Annotated in this window: 19 protein-coding genes; 10 read left to right on the forward strand and 9 right to left on the reverse strand. The window is 45.7% G+C overall.

Annotated elements, in window-relative coordinates; all coding sequences use genetic code 11:
- Window positions 1-122 precede the first annotated feature (122 nt).
- Window positions 123-899: a class I SAM-dependent methyltransferase gene (locus QUB64_RS09065; protein ID WP_333394027.1), complete on the reverse strand. Its 777-nt coding sequence runs from the start codon at window positions 897-899 to the stop codon at window positions 123-125.
- Window positions 900-1547: 648 nt separating this feature from the next.
- Between QUB64_RS09065 and QUB64_RS09070 the strand changes: the two genes are divergently transcribed.
- The 3 genes from QUB64_RS09070 to QUB64_RS09080 all read left to right on the forward strand — a co-directional run bounded on the left by QUB64_RS09070 (window position 1548) and on the right by QUB64_RS09080 (window position 3251).
- A complete protein-coding gene (locus QUB64_RS09070) occupies window positions 1548-2210 on the forward strand; it encodes a hypothetical protein (RefSeq protein ID WP_333268544.1) in 663 nt (220 codons plus the stop codon).
- A 324-nt stretch (window positions 2211-2534) separates the two neighbouring features.
- The gene (locus QUB64_RS09075) at window positions 2535-2870 is read left to right on the forward strand and encodes a papain fold toxin domain-containing protein (RefSeq protein ID WP_333268700.1); all 336 of its coding nucleotides are present in this window, start codon (window positions 2535-2537) and stop codon (window positions 2868-2870) included.
- A gap of 12 nt (window positions 2871-2882) precedes the next feature.
- Window positions 2883-3251 carry a hypothetical protein gene (locus QUB64_RS09080; protein ID WP_333268546.1) on the forward strand — a complete coding sequence of 123 codons (369 nt, stop codon included), beginning with the start codon at window positions 2883-2885 and terminating at the stop codon, window positions 3249-3251.
- A gap of 129 nt (window positions 3252-3380) precedes the next feature.
- On the opposite strand, the gene QUB64_RS09085 is transcribed toward QUB64_RS09080, so the two are convergent.
- Window positions 3381-4481, reverse strand: a complete 1101-nt coding sequence (locus QUB64_RS09085) for a tetratricopeptide repeat protein (RefSeq protein ID WP_333268548.1) — start codon at window positions 4479-4481, stop codon at window positions 3381-3383.
- 281 nt (window positions 4482-4762) lie between these two features.
- On the opposite strand from QUB64_RS09085, the gene QUB64_RS09090 reads away from it, so the two are divergent.
- Entirely contained in the window at window positions 4763-5089 is a 327-nt protein-coding gene (locus QUB64_RS09090) for a YbjQ family protein (RefSeq protein ID WP_172184303.1), read from the forward strand.
- A gap of 250 nt (window positions 5090-5339) precedes the next feature.
- A complete protein-coding gene (locus QUB64_RS09095) occupies window positions 5340-5963 on the forward strand; it encodes a hypothetical protein (RefSeq protein ID WP_333268550.1) in 624 nt (207 codons plus the stop codon).
- Between the two features lie 285 nt (window positions 5964-6248).
- Here the strand turns inward: QUB64_RS09095 and metH are convergent, their stop codons facing one another.
- Window positions 6249-9800 carry a methionine synthase gene (gene metH / locus QUB64_RS09100; RefSeq protein ID WP_333268552.1) on the reverse strand — a complete coding sequence of 1184 codons (3552 nt, stop codon included), beginning with the start codon at window positions 9798-9800 and terminating at the stop codon, window positions 6249-6251.
- Between the two features lie 90 nt (window positions 9801-9890).
- Here metH and QUB64_RS09105 point away from each other — a divergent pair, with 90 nt between their 5' ends.
- The 3 genes from QUB64_RS09105 (at window position 9891) to QUB64_RS09115 (ending at window position 11298) form a co-directional block, all read left to right on the forward strand.
- Window positions 9891-10454 carry a type II toxin-antitoxin system Phd/YefM family antitoxin gene (locus QUB64_RS09105; protein WP_333268554.1) on the forward strand — a complete coding sequence of 188 codons (564 nt, stop codon included), beginning with the start codon at window positions 9891-9893 and terminating at the stop codon, window positions 10452-10454.
- Between the two features lie 259 nt (window positions 10455-10713).
- Window positions 10714-10836 (forward strand): hypothetical protein, encoded by a 123-nt coding sequence (locus QUB64_RS09110; protein ID WP_333268556.1) that lies wholly within the window; start codon window positions 10714-10716, stop codon window positions 10834-10836.
- A gap of 93 nt (window positions 10837-10929) precedes the next feature.
- Complete coding sequence (locus tag QUB64_RS09115; protein ID WP_333268702.1) at window positions 10930-11298, forward strand: Uma2 family endonuclease; 369 nt, start codon at window positions 10930-10932, stop codon at window positions 11296-11298.
- Window positions 11299-11602: 304 nt separating this feature from the next.
- Here the strand turns inward: QUB64_RS09115 and QUB64_RS09120 are convergent, their stop codons facing one another.
- The 4 genes from QUB64_RS09120 to ispE all read right to left on the reverse strand — a co-directional run bounded on the left by QUB64_RS09120 (window position 11603) and on the right by ispE (window position 14753).
- Window positions 11603-12238, reverse strand: a complete 636-nt coding sequence (locus QUB64_RS09120) for a hypothetical protein (RefSeq protein WP_333268558.1) — start codon at window positions 12236-12238, stop codon at window positions 11603-11605.
- A 499-nt stretch (window positions 12239-12737) separates the two neighbouring features.
- Window positions 12738-13088 (reverse strand): DUF488 domain-containing protein, encoded by a 351-nt coding sequence (locus tag QUB64_RS09125; RefSeq protein ID WP_333268560.1) that lies wholly within the window; start codon window positions 13086-13088, stop codon window positions 12738-12740.
- 150 nt (window positions 13089-13238) lie between these two features.
- A complete protein-coding gene (locus tag QUB64_RS09130; protein ID WP_333268562.1) occupies window positions 13239-13592 on the reverse strand; it encodes a DUF3082 domain-containing protein in 354 nt (117 codons plus the stop codon).
- Window positions 13593-13775: 183 nt separating this feature from the next.
- Entirely contained in the window at window positions 13776-14753 is a 978-nt protein-coding gene (ispE, locus tag QUB64_RS09135; protein ID WP_333268563.1) for a 4-(cytidine 5'-diphospho)-2-C-methyl-D-erythritol kinase, read from the reverse strand.
- 90 nt (window positions 14754-14843) lie between these two features.
- Here ispE and QUB64_RS09140 point away from each other — a divergent pair, with 90 nt between their 5' ends.
- Window positions 14844-16268: a sensor histidine kinase gene (locus tag QUB64_RS09140; protein ID WP_333268565.1), complete on the forward strand. Its 1425-nt coding sequence runs from the start codon at window positions 14844-14846 to the stop codon at window positions 16266-16268.
- Between the two features lie 122 nt (window positions 16269-16390).
- On the opposite strand, the gene rsmA is transcribed toward QUB64_RS09140, so the two are convergent.
- Window positions 16391-17218 carry a 16S rRNA (adenine(1518)-N(6)/adenine(1519)-N(6))-dimethyltransferase RsmA gene (gene rsmA / locus QUB64_RS09145; protein ID WP_333268567.1) on the reverse strand — a complete coding sequence of 276 codons (828 nt, stop codon included), beginning with the start codon at window positions 17216-17218 and terminating at the stop codon, window positions 16391-16393.
- A 215-nt stretch (window positions 17219-17433) separates the two neighbouring features.
- Here rsmA and galK point away from each other — a divergent pair, with 215 nt between their 5' ends.
- Window positions 17434-18513, forward strand: a complete 1080-nt coding sequence (galK, locus tag QUB64_RS09150) for a galactokinase (RefSeq protein ID WP_333268569.1) — start codon at window positions 17434-17436, stop codon at window positions 18511-18513.
- Here galK and QUB64_RS09155 read toward each other — a convergent pair.
- Window positions 18503-18877, reverse strand: a complete 375-nt coding sequence (locus tag QUB64_RS09155) for a signal peptidase I (protein WP_333268571.1) — start codon at window positions 18875-18877, stop codon at window positions 18503-18505. The genes galK and QUB64_RS09155 overlap by 11 nt on opposite strands.
- Window positions 18878-18995: the final 118 nt, after the last annotated feature.

Consider the following 18995-nt stretch of genomic DNA (forward strand, 5'->3'; position numbering starts at 1 on the left):
TTATTACCAAGTGCGGGTGTGCGATGGCTCTTAGTTACTTTTAAATTTACCTAGCGATCGCCCCGCCAACTTGCCCAGCATCATATCACAGAAAATTTAATTTATCTGAATTAAATAAAAAATTAACAATCCGGAGAATTTGCCAGATAAACTATTGTTTTGTAAACTAATGAAATAAAGCCACGGCCGCAGTGAGCTTGATAAAGTTCGGTTAAATCCGAGATCAGTTTCGGCAATTGAGGCTCGGAGTTCGGAATATAAGACGAGCTTTTTGCCCGCCCGATCAACCCTGCTAAATCTAGATCTTGTCTGTTAGCAAATTCGCTCGATCGCACATCTATAAAATCTGGACTCGCAAGTAAAGGTGCGATCGAGCGATCGCGCTTTTCGGCAGGATGGTTGGGGGAAGCGTTCTTAACAATTTGAGTGTAGCCCTCTGTCAGTGCATCCGCGCGATCGCGCAAATTCCAAACTACAGCCAACCTTCCCGAGGGCTTGAGAATTCGCCGAAATTCGGGTAAAGTTAAAACAGGATTAAACCAGTGAAAAGACTGGAAACACACGACTAAATCGAGTGATTGGTCAGGCAAATTAGTGGCTTCCGAGCTTCCGTCTCGAAACTCAACCTCATGATGAGGTGCAGCGGCTTGTCTCATTTCGGCATTAGGTTCGATCGCTAATACTCGAACGCCTCTTTCTGCTAAAAGACGCGAAGAAATCCCCGTACCTGCACCGATATCGGCTGCTGTTAACTGTGAAGGTTCCCCAAGTCCTGCTAAAATCGCATCAATGGCAGCGGCTGGATAACTCGGACGGTATTTGACATAATCCGTAGCGCGATCGGAAAATCGTCCGAGTGGATTCATCTCATATAGTGGTGGCTTGGAGTTATGAGTCATTAGTTATTAATTATGAGTTATCAGTTAAAGAATTTGATCGCAGTTTCGTAGTTGAGGCAAAGTAGGGGGTTTGACATTGTTTGATTGTAGCGCGGAACGGGCGATACAATCAAACAATGTTAATACTCATCTACAAACTGCTCGCGAACCACCTTCAATAGCTTTGTAGGTCGCGCGTTCTAATATTATTTTGGTTGCTGAAACTGCGAAAGGTAAGACTAGACTCAGGATTCCTGTCAAAATTTTGAGATAGGGCGGGCTACTGTGCTAAACCATTCGCACGACACTTCTAATTCGTATGTGGCAGTTTCATCTTAGCCTAATTTCCAAAAATATAAAATTTTTTCCGGATACGTTGCATTGAAAATTGTAAACATCAGTAAAAATTGACTTCTGTTGTAAGTTACGATCCTTGGGGACTAGCTGAAGAAAATTTTTCATCCTAGCCAGCTATTGCTGGTGAAAGTTCCCGATCGCAAGCATTGATGTTAGCTCTATTAGCATTGGTTGTGTAAACAACAATTCTTACCCACTTCTGCATCTATGGGGGAGCGGGGTAGTGTGATATTTCTGATTGTGCTTACGTTGAACTCAAATTTAGCAAAGGGTGTGAGTAAGTCATCTTCAAAACAAGAAGGGAGTTAGTATATGAGCAATACACAGAATAATCCAAATTCAGGTCAGACCGTACCAGATCCAAGTCAGACTCCACAAAATCCAGGTCAGACTCCACAAAATCCAGGTCAGACTCCACCAAGTTCCAAATGGAGAAAAAAGCTGAAGGTAGCAGCCAAGCAGGCAAAAAATCTGATGTTTCGCACGGCTTTATTCGGGGGAGTTGTCAAAACAATAGAATTTTTCGTGAATATATCCCAAGTGCCTCAAGCAATATGTATTCTGACTCCTTACTGTCAGCCACCGCTACCTCCTCCAGGATGGATAGCAACAAGAATAGAGGATGTGTACATAAAAAAATTGAATAACTATGAAATTGATACTACTTTAGTTGTGACCGATAAACCTCCAGACAAACAACCTGAATACGAGGTGTCTATTATTAGGAATGTCGATCAAAATTTATCAAGAATTGGGCGACCATCTAAACAAAATTCCGGTCAATATGAAGCTTTTATTAGAAAAGCAAAGAACAATCGGACACCTCTTTGTCTAGAAATTTATGGTCGGCGTAATTTTAAAACCAGTGAGTTCAAAAATATTATTGGTATCAAGGAGTTTCCGTCAAACAACAATTATGATAGCCTGACACCAGAACAACGCAATCAACTATGTGAACCCCCAAGGTTGTTATAGAGTGCTGAAATTTAACGTGAATTAAAAAGCTAGTCTGTAAGGGACAATCTAAAAAACCCGGTTTCTGAGTCTCGCGCGATCGCCCAACCATCCTAGAAACCGGGTTTCTTCGGTAATTTACGCCTCCCCACAAGATTTTACGCTCCAAACCCGGTTTTTTAGGCCCGTGCGATCGGAGATTTTTGATTCTGACGCACCGACTCTCCGAAATGCTTCTCTTCAGTTCCTCTGGAAAATCTGGCTGTTATAATTGCAATTGAATCAAGCTTTTGAGGAGGGAGTTCTATCAGCATCAAACATCCCAGTGACTGGAGTGACGAGGAAATTTATCGGGAAGTCGGGCAAATCACCTCTCAATTTGACCTTCTCGAATGTGCTGAGTGTGCTAGAGCCGTAATCGGTTGGTTGCGCGATCGAGCAATTGAGGGAAAGATTCTCAGACTGAGGACTAGATATGGTGAAGACTATATTCTCAGCGATCGCCTCGGAGAACAGGGGATTTACGAGTCTATCACAGTCAACGGTCAACATTTTGCTGTCGAAGTTAGGGGAAAAGTCTTCGATAACCTTTCTGCACGAGGATTATCGCGAGATGATTGGTTAAAAGACTTTCACTGTCATAGCGATCGATTTGTGATGACAGAATTAGAAAATTTGTAAAAGGATCTAAAAATGAGTAACCTTTTTGAACTCCTCAAAAAAATAGAACAGAAGCCCGGACTTTATATCGGTGCAGCTTCAGTTACCGCGCTGCGACAATTCCTAGTCGGGTATAAATTTGCTCGCCAGGAAATGGGAATTATGCCAACAGAAGAAGAATTAGATTTTTACCAAGAATTTCAACCCTGGTTGCAAGTCCACTTTTCCATTCAAACTGCCAATTCCTGGGACACAATTATCCTCTTCAAGTGCGCTGACGGCAAAGCTGCTTTTGCCTCTTTCTTCCGACTTTTAGAACAATTTCTCAACCGCGACAACAGCCAAGACATTAACCCAAATTTGTTGGATCGCGAGGTTGAAAAAACCGAAAAAATTGCTTGAGCGCGATCGGCCATCCAAGAAACCGGGTTTCTACGACAATTTACGCCTCCCCACGAGATTGTCTGAAGAAACCCGGTTTCTGAGGCCCACGCGATCGGGGAGGAACACTATCAACTCCCAACAGACTAATTACTTCAGTTCATTAAGCGCCGCCTCGGCTTTTTGTGCGCCATCATTGTTGCCTTGCTGGCGGTAAGTGTCTAGGGCTTGTTGAAAAGCTTGAATTGCATCGGAGGTACGATCGCGCGCTTTGAATGCTTGACCCATGTTGTAATAAGCTTCTGCTCGGTCTGGTTCGAGCTGGATCACTCGCCGAAAAGTGATAATTGCTCCTGAAAAATCTTGTTTTTGTAGTTGAATTTCCCCGATCGCAGCGTATGCTTCCACTAAATTTGGGCGCACGTCAATCGCCCGCTTATAAGCTATAAGCGCTCCGTCTAAGTCGTTTTGAGCCTTGAGAAGTTCGCCAATTTCTAGCTGCACTTCTGGATTCCGCGGCTCTAGTTTTGCCGCTTCTTCAAAAGCTGCTAGCCCTTCGGAAGTGTTGCCGCTGCGCAGCAAAGCAGTACCTAATTTTAACTGAATGCTGGCTTGTTTGGGAGAGAGTTTGGCTGCTTGTTTGAGCACGGTGACAGCACTGGCAAAGTTTCCCTGCTGGATCAATACTAAACCCAATGAAGAATAAGCTTGCCAACTTTTCGGATCGAGGGCGATCGCCTCTTGGTATGCTTTAAATGCACCGCTGTAATCTTTTTGCTGAAACAGCACCACTCCGAGTCCAATTCGGGCATTGACATTTTTGCGATCGAGCACAGCGGCCTGACGGTAAGCTGCGGCCGCTGCGGGATAGTTTTGCAGATTCGCCATAGCATATCCTAAGGCGTATTGAAAGTCAGCATTTTTGGGTTCCAGACCGATCGCCTGTTGGTAAAATTCTACTGAGGCTTGATAGTTGCCCTGACGCGCTTGTAAATAAGCAATACCGGAAAAAATACGCGGGTTTTCCGCATCTAAACGCGCCGCTTGCTGATAAATGGCGATCGCCTTACTGTAGTCTCCTAAATCTACCAACTCGCGTCCTTGCCGCAGCAGAGCATCTAAATTTGCATCATTTTTAGGTTGAACTTCCTCTGGTGTGTCTGCTGAGAGCGCTATCTGCGGCGTTGCGACAGCGAATCCTGCTACCAACAGCGTACTGAATACCAAGAGACTTTGTTTGTACACGGCCATTTGTTTCAAAGAATGTGTGGAATAAAAGAGCGAATTACTGTCAGCTTGCTGTGACCCGGAAGAAACGGACACAAGCCCCCGACGCTTCAGAGGGTCGATTCCAAAATTTTAGAGCAAAGTTCAACCTCCCAGATTAAATGCGAGAGTCAAGTCTTTAATCTCAAATCGAAAAATGGAAAATCGACTGACAGCTTAGGGTTGGCCTGGAATCTTTGAGGGGCGAGATGTAGTAAATCTACAGAACTCGACCAACTCAAAATTTTCGCACTTGAGGCCAACTGATGATTGTAACAACAACTGATATCATTCAAGGAGCAGAAATACAATCTTACTTGGGAATTGTAACTGCTGAGGTGGTCTACGGCACAAACGCGCTGCGAGATTTCTTCGCGGGCATTCGCGACATCATCGGCGGGCGCACCGGCAGTTACGAGGAAGTGTTTCTCAAAGGACAGCGAGATGCCCTCGCAGAACTCGAAAAACGGGCCCAGCGACTAGGTGCTAATGCCGTAATCGGGGTGGAAGTTGACACCGGCACGATTAATGTAGACTCTTCAGGGGCTTTGCTGTTGATTACTGCTGTTGGGACGGCTGTCAGATTGCGCTAAGTTGTCTTTCCTCTATACATCCGCGAAGTTTTTTAACTGGATAAAATAGTTATTGGCGATCGGCTCTGGGCCATCAGTTATTAGCTAATAGTTGTTGGCCAAGAGCTGATGACTTTTTAGTTTCTTTCTTCAGACATAGATACTGGTTATTTCCGCAGGCAGATATGGTTTATATCAATCTCAGCCACAATCAATGGTTAGGTGAAAGATTGTTAAAAATTAAACCAACAGTCAAAGGAAAGGAAAAACTATGGCATACGTAAATAGACCTGTAGATAACGTTGTTACCGAGCAGACTCTAGTTAAGCCGGTCATGGAATATCACGATTTAGTGCGGTGGGGCCCGATTTTTTCGGGTTTGGTAATTGCGATCGGCACGCAACTGGTGTTAAGTGCGTTGGGTGCTGCGATCGGCTTGAGCAACATTGCTAATTCAGGAGCTCCGCGCAGTATAGCCGGTAGCGTGGGTACCGGAGTAGGAATTTGGTCAATTATCAGTTTATTAATAAGCTTGGGCGTTGGCGGTTGGGTAACTGCTCGCGCTTGCGGCCCGATGAACCGCAGCACCGCGCTTTTGAACGGTGCAATTTTGTGGGCAACTACCTTAACAATTGGCTCTTGGCTGTTAGCAAATGGTGTAGCTGGGACTTTTGGGGTAGTAGCTGCAAATGCCGGAGCAGCGATTAATCAAGCGCAACAAGGTGGCGTAAATCTGCCGAACCAACCGCCTACTGTATCTGCTCAGGATGCTCGGAATATTGCTGAAAATGCCGCCAAAGCTGGTTGGTCATTTTTGTTCGGCTCGTTATTGGGTTTGGTGGCTTCGATGGCCGGAGCATCAGCAGGCGCCCGCACTCCTCGGAATTACTCGTAAAAGTTTGGTCAGACAATCAAACTTGATGTTGTAAAAGCACTTTTTTAAGGTGCTTTTTTATTTGTCCAGGTTCGTAGTGAGGACTTTAGTCCTTCTTTGGAGCGGACTGAAGTCCGCACTACAAACCAATTATAAAACAGGTTCGTAGTGAGGACTTTAGTCCTTCTTTGGAGCGGACTGAAGTCCGCACTACAAACCAATTATAAAATAGGTTCGTAGTGAGGACTTTAGTCCTTCTTTGGAGCGGACTGAAGTCCGCACTACAAACCTGGGCGCACCAACAAATTAAGCCGTGAAGTATTTAGCCGCTGGATGATAGGTAATAATTGCGGTGGTTGACTGTTCGGGATAAAGTTGTTCGCTTTCATCCATGTACAGGTTGATACGATCGCACTTGAGCAAATCCAATTGCTTGTACTGATCCGCCATATTCGGACAAGCCGGATAGCCGAAACTGTAGCGCGAACCGCGATATCGCTGCGCCAGCATATCCCGAATATTGTCCGGTTCCTCGCTAGCAAAGCCCAATTCCCGGCGAATCCGCGCGTGAGTCCATTCTGCTACCGCTTCCGCCGTCTGTACCGCCAATCCGTGGAAGTAAAGATAATCGGTATATTGATTGTTAGCAAATAGCTTTTGCGCGTACTCCGTCGCAACTTCTCCCACCGTCGCTACTTGCATCGGAAATACATCGATTTTGCCCGATTCTTTCGGCGCGAAGAAATCGGCAATGCACAGCCTGCGCGCCGATTTTTGCCGGGGAAAGGTGAATGTCGCAGCGGCTGTCGATACATCTTGACCGTTACTCATAATTTCCGGGTTGTAAATATGCAACGAATTTCCCTCAGCTTGACAGGGGAAATACCCGTAAATTGCTTGGGGATGCAGTAGCTTTTCGGTGAGGATTTTGTGTTTCCATTCTTCCAGAATGGGATAAACTTTCTCAGCTAAGAAAGCATCGTATTCTTCCCGCGATTGGTCTTTTGGCTTGCGGAATTGCCACTGTCCCGCGACTAATGCTTGCAAATCTAAGTGCCAGAAAATCTCTTCAAAGGGGATTTCTTCGGGCGATAACAGTTTTGTTCCCCAGAAAGGAGGATTCGGGCGATCGATATTTGCATCAACTGCTTCGGAACGCTTGGTATCAACAATCACCGGAGTGTCTGAGTCTTTGGCATCCTCAACCGCAGTTTCTGCCGAACTTTTAGCTGCTTTCACGGCCCCATTGCCATTTTCAGCCTCATCTAAAAATCCTGCCAAATCTTCCCAATTACCAGCAGATTTAGCTGGCATCAGTTTCTCCATAAAGTTCAAGTCAGAAAACGCATCTTTGCCGTAAACGACTTTACCTTTATACGTATTTTGGCAGTCTTCATGCACAAACTTGGGAGTCAAAGCCGCACCGCCCAAAATTACGGGAACAGTGATTCCTTTCTGGTTGAATACTTCCAGATTTTCCTTCATAAAAGCAGTGGATTTCACCAGCAAGCCGCTCATCGCAATACAATCGGCTTTGTGTTTTTCGTAAGCTTCGATGATATTATCAACTGGCTGTTTAATTCCCAAGTTAATCACTCGGTAGCCGTTGTTTGATAGGATAATATCAACCAAGTTTTTGCCGATGTCGTGAACGTCGCCTTTGACAGTCGCAATGATAAATGTGCCTTTAGCATTGTCCCCAGATTCGGACTTTTCCATGTGCGGTTCTAAATAAGCAACCGCCGCTTTCATGGTTTCGGCTGACTGCAATACAAATGGCAATTGCATTTGTCCCGATCCGAACAATTCTCCGACTACTTTCATACCGTCTAATAAGAAGGTATTGATAATTTGCAGCGGCGGATAGGTTTCTAATGCTTTGGCGAGTTGGATGTCGAGCCCGATGCGTTCGCCGTCGATGATGTGGCGCTTCAATCGTTCTTCGACTGGGAGGTTTTCGTCTTGGGTGCGATCGCGCTTGGTAGTTTTGCCAGCAAACACCGTTGTCAGGTCGCCCAAGGGGTCGTAAACGCAAATATCGCCGTCGAACTCCCGTTCGTCGTAGATCAGTTTACGGCAGATTTCCTGGTGTTGGGGGTCGATTTTGGCGATCGGCAAAATCTTATTAGCGCTGATAATCGCCGAATCCATCCCCGCCTGCATTGCTTCGTGCAAAAACATGGAATTGAGAACTTGGCGCGCCGCCGGATTCAAGCCGAAGGAAATGTTAGAAACTCCCAAAATCACGTGACATCCGGGCAATTCTTGGCGGATGCGGCGGATAGATTCGATGGTAGCTTTGCCGTTTTTTCGGTCTTCTTCAATCCCGGTAGAAATCGGCAAAGCCAGGGTGTCAAAAAAGATTTCCGAGGCGGGAATTCCGTAGGCGAGGGCGGCATTATAGGCGCGTTGGGCGATCGCAAATTTTTGGTCAGCAGTTCGCGCCATCCCGTCTTCGTCAATCGTCCCGATCACAATCCCCGCACCGTATTTTTTCGCCAACTCCAAAACTTGATAAAAACGCGGTTCTCCGTCTTCATAGTTAGTAGAATTCAGCAAACATTTGCCGCCCGCCACTTTTAAGCCAGCTTCCATCTTTTCCCACTCGGTGGAATCCAGCATTAAAGGCAGAGTTGCATTAGTCACAACGCGAGAAACTAACTCTTTCATATCGCGCACGCCGTCGCGCCCGACATAATCGACGTTGACATCGAGAACGTGCGCGCCTTCTCGCACTTGTTCTCTAGCCATTGCTACTAAACCGTCCCAGTCTTCGGCATTTAGCAAATCGCGGCATTTTTTGGAACCGCTAGCGTTGAGTTTTTCCCCGACAATTAAGAAGGAATTTTCTTGTTCGTAGGGTTGGGCGCTATAAATTGAAGCAGCGGACGGTTCCCAAGTAATCTCGCGAATTTTAGGCTTAAGAGTTGTGCCAATTTCTGATAGTTCGCGGATGTGATCGTAGCGAGTACCGCAGCAGCCGCCAATGACTTGCACGCCTAAGTCTTCGACGAAGCGCATCAAAGCCATTTTTAATTCAATCGGCGTGAGTTTGTAGTGCGCGTGGCCGCCAATGTTTTCGGGTAAACCAGCGTTGGGCACGCAGGAAACGACGAAGGGCGAATGTTCCGACAGATATTTCACGTGTTCCGCCATGCGATCGGGCCCAGTGGCGCAGTTCAATCCTAAAATATCTATGGGATACGGCTGCAAAATAGCTAAAGCGGCGCTGATGTCGGAACCGACTAACATTGTGCCGGTGGCTTCCATTGTGACTGATACCATCAACGGAATCCGCGCACCTTTTTTCTTAAATACTTCTTCAATGGCATTTAATGCTGATTTAATTTGCAGCACATCTTGACAAGTTTCGACAATAAATAAGTCAACGCCGCCGTCATAAAGTCCTTCGGCTTGTTCGGTAAAAGCGGCGGTTAGCGTGTCAAAATCGATGTGTCCTAAGGTTGGCAATTTGGTACCAGGGCCGATCGATCCTGCGACAAATCTCGGTTTTTCTGGCGTGTCAAATTCTGCCGCGATTCCTTTGGCGAGTTCGGCGGCAGTTTTGTTGAGATAATAGGCTTTGTCTGCTAAATCATACTCCGCGAGCACGATGGAAGCAGCGCCGAAGGTGTCTGTTTCGATGACATCGGCCCCTGCTTCGAGGAATCCTCGGTGCACGTTGGCGACGGCTTCCGGCTTGGTGTGCACGAGATATTCGTTACAGCCTTCGTATTCTTTACCCCCGAAGTCTTCTGCGGTGAGGTTTTGGACTTGCAGGTTGGTTCCCATGGCGCCGTCGAAGACGATGACGGGGCGCGAGGGGTGGTGGAGTCGATCGAGGAATCTGCTATTCATAAGCGGTAAAAAAACGCAGGTGCTATATATTTACAATTTTCTCTATTGTGCAATATTGTCAACAATTATGCGTATATTGAGGAACGGCTGATGACTGAAGGATTTAAGGCTGCTGACAATAGTTCGATCGCACCTACGATCTTACCGATCGCCCTGGATGATTGTCAAAATTCTGCTTTGGGCGCCGGTGTGGGGGCTAAGCTGGCGATCGACTCTGAGGGGTTTTTCCGCTTAACTGTTGAGGATTTTTGCGAAAATGCGATCGCGATCGTTAAACGAGTGATGCAAAAGGGCGATCGTTTTATTTTACAGCAAGCAGGGAAAGATCTAGCTGCGATCGTTCCCGAAACAGAATTTCACAAGCTAGATTATCTCATGGAAGATCTCAAACCCTCACAATTCTTTCCTGACGAAGAAGCATATTATGAAGATGAGAGAGGAATCCACTGCATTTACCCGGACGAACTTGTAGAAGACATTGATAATATTTTAGCAGATGTCAAGGAATTTGACGAATTATTTGGTTTGCTGCCCACTGAGGAAATGGGAGAAAATATTGATATTTTCATATCTGTAGCTATTCTCATGTCTGTCGATCGTTTTTGGGTACCGGAGTACCTAATCGCCGAGAAATTCCGACTAAAAGTGCTATAAGCTTAGTATTAGTAGGGTGTGTCGCCACAGAAAATACGTCGCATCCTATCGACAATCGAGCGAGCGACGCACCTGACTATTCGTAGGGTGTGTCGCCACAGAAAATACATCGCATCCTATCGACAATCGAGCGAGCGACGCACCTGACAAAATAATAAACAACACTTCTTTCCTAACACGGCTGTTTATAAATGGAATGTTAGAAATCAGGAGACTGTACCAAGAGCAGGAAGTGCCTGTAATCATGTTAGCGTGATTTGTGAACGCCATAGCAGACGAGTTAGAAATTGAGGTTATGCACGTTGGCGCGCTGTTGCTGGAAAGAGAAGAGTTGAAAAGTGCGATCGGGTGCATCTGGTTTTTGAATAGGGCTATAGCATGACCGTATATGAGTTATTAGTTATAATCCCATATTCACGGAGGTCATGCTATAGCCCATACAGATATATTTGCCAAAACCAGATGCACCCGTGCGATCGAACCAGATACCTGTTTCTACATCCAGAATGAGGCCTTAGTCAGAAGCAGAGATATTGACTTGGAAACCGATCCACCGCCAGATTTGGCGGTAGAGTCGGATTACACGAATTCTTCTCTGAATAAGTTTGCAATTTATGCAGCTTTGGGAGTTCCCGAAATTTGGAGATACCGCCGCCAAACCCTAGAAGTTTATCAACTTGTCTATGACAAATACGAGAGTGTTGCTCAAAGTGTAGCTTTTCCATTTTTGCCGATCGCAGAAATACCCGAATTTATCCAACAAAGCAGGGCGATCGGACAAAGAGCCGCCGTCCGTCTATTTCGGACAAGAATTAGAGAAATTTTGCCAAACATCGACCTATAAAAAATGCACAATAAAGGTTCGATCGTTCGGACTTCAGTCCGCATCCAAGAAGGACTGAAGTCCGAACGATCGAACCTGAACCTTTCAGTGTAAAAAAAATTAAATATTTTTCTTATAGCGGTTCTCAAAAACATGAGGATAGCCCTATGCCCGGTTTGGCCTATGCCCTATGCCCGGTTTGGCCTATGCCCTATGCCCGACATACCTCACCTTTTTGAGAAAGGCTATATTTCTTTCTCATCTTTCTCTGTGAACCTCTTTTAGGTAGGTGCTTAATTTCACTTTATGCTGGAACTTCCACTTTTTATACAACTTCTAGATCCACAATTTCAACCTCGCCCCCGCTGATTTCTTCAGCTTTCTCAACATCCTCAAAATCCTGCTTATTTTCAATTAACTCCACTCCCAACCCCGAATCTAAAATCGGCAATTCATCGATTTCTTCACTAATCTCAGATTCTCCAATCCAATCCTCAATTCCCACCGTAGCTAAATCTTCCTCAATTTCTTGACTAATTTGAGTTTCTCTAATTTCCTTCTCTACTAGCTGCAACGATAACTGCTGGTTTTCCCTTGACAAATGCTCAATCTGAGTCGCTTGAATTCTAAGCTGTTCATTCAAAACGCGAATTTCTCGATTTTGCTGTTGAATCATTTCTTCGCCATCAGCAATAGTTCGATTTCTTTCCAAGATCACCTCATTTTTAGTTTCTAATTCCAAAGCGCTCATTGCTGCTTTAATTACATTATAAAAATGCGGCTTAGAAACATCAACTTGTTTAGCATTATGGCGACTTTTCCCCAAAAGTCCAATCTTTTCTCCTTGCTTAACAGCCAACACAAAACCTTGATGATTTTTAATTTTTAATTCTTTGACAAAATCAACTTGAACTAAACTGCAAATATATCTGTGACAGTCATAATAAAATTCTGCTTTCATGAAAAAGCACCCCTTTCTGCTACAGTCCCGCAGAATTATACCACGAACAACGTTAAAACTCGAACAAAATCTCTAAACCTATGGTGTGCGCCGATCGCCCTACCATAATTTCATATCAATTCCGACTGCGCCGGCACGATCTAATTTCAAGTGTTGTAGGGGCTCCCCTCGCCCTGATATTTGCAAGTATCGACAAATTATATAAACCCGCCCCGCCCCTACGACAATTCCGTAGTTACCGGATTTGATATCAAATGTATGCGATGTCAAGAGTTGCTGCTAAAATTCATCAAAAATAAAGATTTGAGCGCCTCTAATTGCGTTCTTTGCTGACATAAGCGACTTCCAATCCGTAACGATAATAAGCTGTTTATAAATCAACTATTTCATTTTTAACTTGAGGATCTATTTCAAAAAAAATTAACTGAATTGGCTGATTATTATTTTTAGTTTTGTTAAACTTGCTCAAAAGTCTTGCTTCTAAATCCTGGTGCGATTCTCAACTGCCCTCGGACAGAATATGATTGATTTGCAAATTAAACTCTTTGAGTTTGTGGCAAACTAAAATCGTCCTATGACAAGTAATCGGGTCTTTTTCTGCACACATTAAACTGATTTTATAATTGGCTGCGCCTTTGAGCAAGCGTTGAATTCCGGCGGTAAATAGAGGAGTGGCTGCTATGCGATCGTACAATGCTTTACCGCTAGTATCGTAACAGCTTAAATCTTCCGGCCTCGCACCCAATTCTTGCCCCAAAAAAACATATTGAATCCCGACAGCAGACAGAGAAGCGGTAATTTCTGATTTATTAAAATGAGGTAAATAGCGGCTGAAAGGATGCGATCGCACGTCCGCAACCGCCGTAATTCCGTGTTTTTCCAGCAGAAAAGAAACGCTTCAATACTGTGATTGGAGTGTCCGATCGTAAATAATTCCATGGCTTCGATCTTACTATTCAGTCTTTAGCTGGCACACCAGAGTTTCTGTATTCAGATGGTTTCAACCTGCGGGTTTCTTCACCAACTTTTGAATCAAAATTTGCAAGCCCAGCAGCATTAAACCGACGGCCGCGAGTCCAAACACGCCCGTACCCAAAGCCACCATTCCCACTACTAAAGTTCGCACGGCGACACTAATTTTAAGCACAGTAATATTGGTGGAATGCACGGGCTTGCTAGCAAAATTTAGAGCGATCGACATAGTTAGCGAATACAAACCAAAAGCGAATACGCTCGCGATCAGCGAACCAGTCACGCACCGCAAAACAGTCGGCTGCTTAGAAGATGCAGGCGTTGCATCCCCCGCCGAACTTAGAGGTTCAGAAGTAGAATTTGGATTAGTTAAATCAGCCATGGCGATTTTAGATTTTAGATTTTAGATTTTAGATTTATGGTTAATTTACCAAAACTAAAATCCGTGTTTCATGTCATTTTATCAGTTCTTCGATCTCAATAGACTCTTCGCAAAGTTAGATTCATTTTTGCCGATCGCCCCCATCGACGTTTAACGGACGATCGCGATCGCGCCACCTGCGAGTTACACCCTCACAATCGGCGGTTTTGTGTCATTTCCTTCCGAAAAAATCCGAATCCCAGTATTGCTAAACTTTGCTACCCAAAAATCCAAATCGGGAGAAGCGATCGCACTTTTCACCCGTTCCCTCACTTGCTGAGCCTGCTCTTCCGACTCACATAGCGCAAACACCGTCGGCCCGGAACCGGACATCATCGTGCCCAAAACCCCCGCCGACTCAAAAGCCTCCCGCAATTGCAACACCTGCGGGTACACGGGTAAAGCAACTTTTTCTAAATCGTTGTGCAGCAATTGACCAATTTTCGATCGATCTTTTTGAGCGATCGCCCCCACCATCGGCCCCGAATGCAGCCTTTCCCGGCGACACTCCAAATCCTCCGGCGCACAATAGGAACTACCGAACTGCTGGCGATAAGTTTGATACGACCATGCCGTAGAAATACTGAGATTGCGAAACTTCGCCAGCACCACAGAAAAACCCCCCAAATCCGGCAGCGGAGACAGTTTATCCCCGCGTCCGGTTGCCAAAGCCGTACCTCCTCCAATGCAAAAAGGCACATCAGAACCCAAGGTTCCCCCCAACTCTTGCAACTCCGACTGAGTGAGTCCCAATTGCCACAGCAAGTCCATCCCGACTAAAACTGCGGCAGCATTTGCAGAACCGCCGGCGAGCCCCGCCGCCACCGGAATCTGCTTGTGAATGGCAATCTCGACTCCGCCGTATTTCGCCAAAGCATCGGGGAATTGCTGCGCCAGCAAATCCGCCGCCCGGTAAGCCAGGTTATTCTTGTCCGGCGGGACTTGCGGGTGATCGCAGCGCACGCGGATCGTGTCCGTCCCGATCGCGCGCAGGTCAATTCGATCGGCTAAATCTATGCTTTGAAGAACCATCGCCAGTTCGTGATATCCGTCGGGGCGATCGCCTATTATCTCCAAATATAGATTGATTTTTGCTGAAGCTAGCAGAGAATATGAACGCATAGGTGATTAAGCCGCGGGTGAAAGAAACCCCTGGTTGAAATTAATTGACACCAGTCAGAGTCCATTTTCTCACAACTCAAAGGAAATATTATGCAGGAAATGTGGAAAACTTTTTTTAGTTCGGGGTCATTTATTCCTCACGGGCACTGCTATCTGTGGCAGACCAAGTTAGTCTGGCTTCACGTAGCCTCAGATTCAATAATTGCGATCGCCTATTTCTCCATCCCGATTACACTGCTTTACTTTATTTCCAAACGCGAAGATTTGCCTTTCAACTGGATCTTTGCCATGTTTGGAGCCTTTATCGTCGCCTGCGGGATCACTCACATATTTGAAATCTGGACGCTGTGGCATCCTACCTATTGGATGTCAGGAACCATGAAAGCAATTACCGCCATGATTTCCTTCGCTACAGCCATACTTTTAGTAAACTTGATCCCTCAAGCCCTCGCCCTTCCCAGTCCCGCACAGCTAGCACTAGCAAACAGCCTCCTACAAGCGGAAATATTCGAGCGCCAATCAGCAGAAGCAGCACTGAAAAAAGCTAAAGACGAGCTAGAAATTAGAGTTGATGAACGCACCGCACAGTTAAAGCAACAAACTCTACAGCTAGAACAAACTTTGTTAGAATTGAAGCAAACTCAAGCCAAGCTCATTCAAAGTGAAAAAATGTCATCTTTAGGGCAAGTAGTAGCTGGTGTCGCCCACGAAATTAACAATCCCGTCAACTTCATTTACGGCAATCTGACTCCCCTTGACGAGTATGCCCACAGTCTGCTGGAAATGGCCGATATCTACGAACAGCAGTATCCAAATCCCTTACCGCGAGTCAAAGAAAAACTTCTATCTCTCGATTTAGATTTTATCAGGGAAGACTGGCCAAAAATCTTATCTTCCATGAAAACAGGCGCTGATAGAATCCGCAATATTGTGAAATCGCTGCGGAATTTTTCTAGGGTTGACGAAGCAGAAATGAAATTAGCTGACATCCACGAAGGTATTGACAGCACGCTGATGATGTTGCAAAACCGCCTGAACCCCACACCAGATTCTCCCGGCATTGAAATTATTAAAAACTACGGCAATTTACTGAAAGTCGAGTGCTATCCCGGACAGCTAAATCAGGTATTTATAAATATCTTCAATAACGCTATTGATGCTTTCGAGGAAGATAGCGAATATCCGCCACTTGCAGACCCAACCAATCCCAAAATCATCAGAATTTCTACCAAGGTTTCAGATGGGAAATGGGTAGAAATCAGAATTTTCAACAACGGGCCTGGAATGACCGAGCAGGTAGTCGATCAGATATTCGATCCTTTTTTTACAACGAAACCAGTAGGTAAAGGTACAGGACTGGGTTTGTCGGTCTGCTATCAAATTATCACGGAAAGACATAAAGGAGAATTGCAGTGTATCTCAGCGCCAGGACAGGGTACGGAATTTATTATTAAAATTCCGATTAGCGTTCAAGAATCATTCAACCATCAAAAGTCATTAGTCATCAGTCATTAGTCATCAGTCAGTCGATTTTAGATTTTAGATTTTAGATTTACTCCACAGATCAATTTGGCAGCTTAAACTTTTAGTCTAAAATTTGGGGTTATCCACTTCTGGCGTCTGGTGCTTGTACGAGTTTATTGCGGGTCATCCGCAAACAAATTATTGCTCAAATCTACCCATTGCGCCACGCTTAAATCCTCAGCCCGAGATTGAGTATTTATCTGTAACTCTTCTAACAATTGAATGAGTTTATCTAAATCCACAGCTCCTTTCAAATTATTTCGCAGCATCTTGCGCTTGCTACCAAATCCCAACTTGATTAAAGTCTCCAAATAGCGCGGATTAACCGCTGGAGTTTCTATCGTTCGGGGGAGCAGCCGCACCACGGCAGAATCGACTTTGGGTGGCGGATAGAAGTCTCTAGACGGCACATCGCAAATTAACTCACATTCTGCTAAATACTGCACCCGCACCGACAAAGCACCAAAAGCTGTCGAACCCGGTTTAGCGTAAAGCCTTTGGGCGACTTCTTTCTGCACCAACAGAACGATCGCATCGAAGGGTTTCGCAACCGGCACAGATATCGTTCCCAGCAGTTTTTGCAGGATGGGGCCGGTGATATTGTAGGGAATATTGGCAACAACTTTATTGGGATATTGGAATTTGGGAAAGGCTATGAGTTCAGCCTCTAAATCCATTTCCAGAAAATCGCCTTGTAGCAGTAAAAAGTTGTCGGTTTTGCCAAGTTGCTTGCCGAGTTTGAGGCACAAATCTCGATCGATCTCCACAGCAACAACAGACTCAGCCGCAGCGAGCAAGCGCCGAGTCAGAATCCCAGTACCCGGCCCGATTTCCAGGACGCGAGAACCCTCCAAACTCGCCGCTTTCACAATCTTATCTAAGGCTTTCTCGCTTTTGAGCCAATGTTGAGCAAACTGTTTCCGGGGTCTGGTCGATCGCATTTTTTGAATTCTTGGAGAAATCTTAGCCTTTCATTCTATCACAACCTCATATTTTTTCCCAACCTTAATTCATGTTTATTTTTGTAAACAGGGGTTGAATTCAGCAAAAAACTTCGGCATCATAAAAGGATTAACGATAAAAAATAAGTAGATTTATTGCCAATTCCCAATTCCCAATTCCCAATTCCCAATTCCCAATTCCCAATTCCCCAAAAATGAAATTCCAACGAGTATTTGGTACATTACCCAAAACCCAAGCCAGCGCGCCCGGAAGAGTAAATATGCTGGGCGAACACACAGACTACAACGACGGATTTGTACTTCCGACTGCAATTCCCCAGCGCACAACAGTACAAATCGGCTTCAGCAGCGACGCTCGACACCATTTTTATTCAGCAGAATATGACGAACTCATAAATTTTTCAGACGATGATACCATACCGCAAAAATTCGTCAGTTATATCTGCGGCTGCATCAGACTTTTAGAAAAAGAAGGATACAAAATACCGCCAATAAATCTCTACATTACCTCGGATGTGCCGATCGGCGCCGGTTTGTCCAGCAGCGCCGCTTTAGAAATAGCCACCCTCAGAGCAATGCGCGCGCTGCTAAACCTCCCCCTAGACGACGTGCGCCTAGCTCAAATCGGACAGCTAGCCGAAATCCGCTATGCCGGCTTGAACTGCGGCATCATGGATCAAATGGCGTCGAGTTTAGCAGACACCAACACCATGCTATTTCTCGACACCCGCAGTCTCAAATACCGCCCGGTACCTTTCCCCACAGGCACAGAAATTTTAGTCATTGACAGCGGTGAAAGCCACAACCTAGCAGCCGGAAGCGGCTACAACCAGCGACGCGCTGAGTGCGAGGAATCCGCCCGGATATTGGGAGTTAAGGCTCTCAGGGATATCACCGATCCCAAAGCAGTGGAAATATTGCCGGAACCCCTCAAAAGGCGATCGCGCCACGTCGTCACCGAAAACAACCGCGTGCTCGAAGCTGTAAAATCTTTGCCAGCCGAGCGTTTTGGCGAGTTAATGAATGCTTCCCACGCAAGTATGCGCGACGACTACGAAGTTTCGGTGGTTGCAGTAGACGCCTTGGCGGCAATCTTGCAGTCAATCCCCGGAGTCTTCGGCGCGAGGCTGACGGGCGGAGGTTTTGGTGGTGCTTGTGTGGCGCTGGTGAAGAGTGGGAAAGCGGGAGTTATCGCATCAGAGGCGATCGATCGCTACCAGCGCGCAGGTTATCGCGGCCGCGTTTTGGTTCCACAACTTCCAGTTAATTCTTAATACCCGAACTATCTCCCGACAGAGAAGGCCACCGCACAGTCACTATAACCGAATCCTCCTCGGCAGACCAATAATGAGGCACTCCCGGCAGCCACAGAGCATAATCTCCTTCGCGAGACAGCAAGATTTCTTGCGAAGGAAATTGCAAGCGAAACCGCCCTTTTACCAGAATAGAAAGCGTAGTTGCTGCCGCATTTACCGCCCACTGAGTCCTGCAATCTCCGGCCGAGTGAACGCCCCATTTTACCTCTAACGCAGAAGTCGATCGCGCGTCATCTTCGGGCGTTATAAAATGACCCGCAAACCAACCGCCACGACTTGCGCCTTCAGCGCCCGCATTTCCAAAAATCACTTCTGACGGCATCAGCTAATCATCTCAAAAAAATTTAGCAACACAAACTCAACGGTTCGTAGTAAGGACTTTAGTCCTAATTTATTTTAATACCCAGAGAAAGGACTGAAGTCCTCACTACAAACTCAAA

Origin of the sequence: Microcoleus sp. Aus8_D2 (genome assembly GCF_036702665.1) — a bacterium.
Classification (GTDB): Bacteria; Cyanobacteriota; Cyanobacteriia; order Cyanobacteriales; family Microcoleaceae; genus Microcoleus.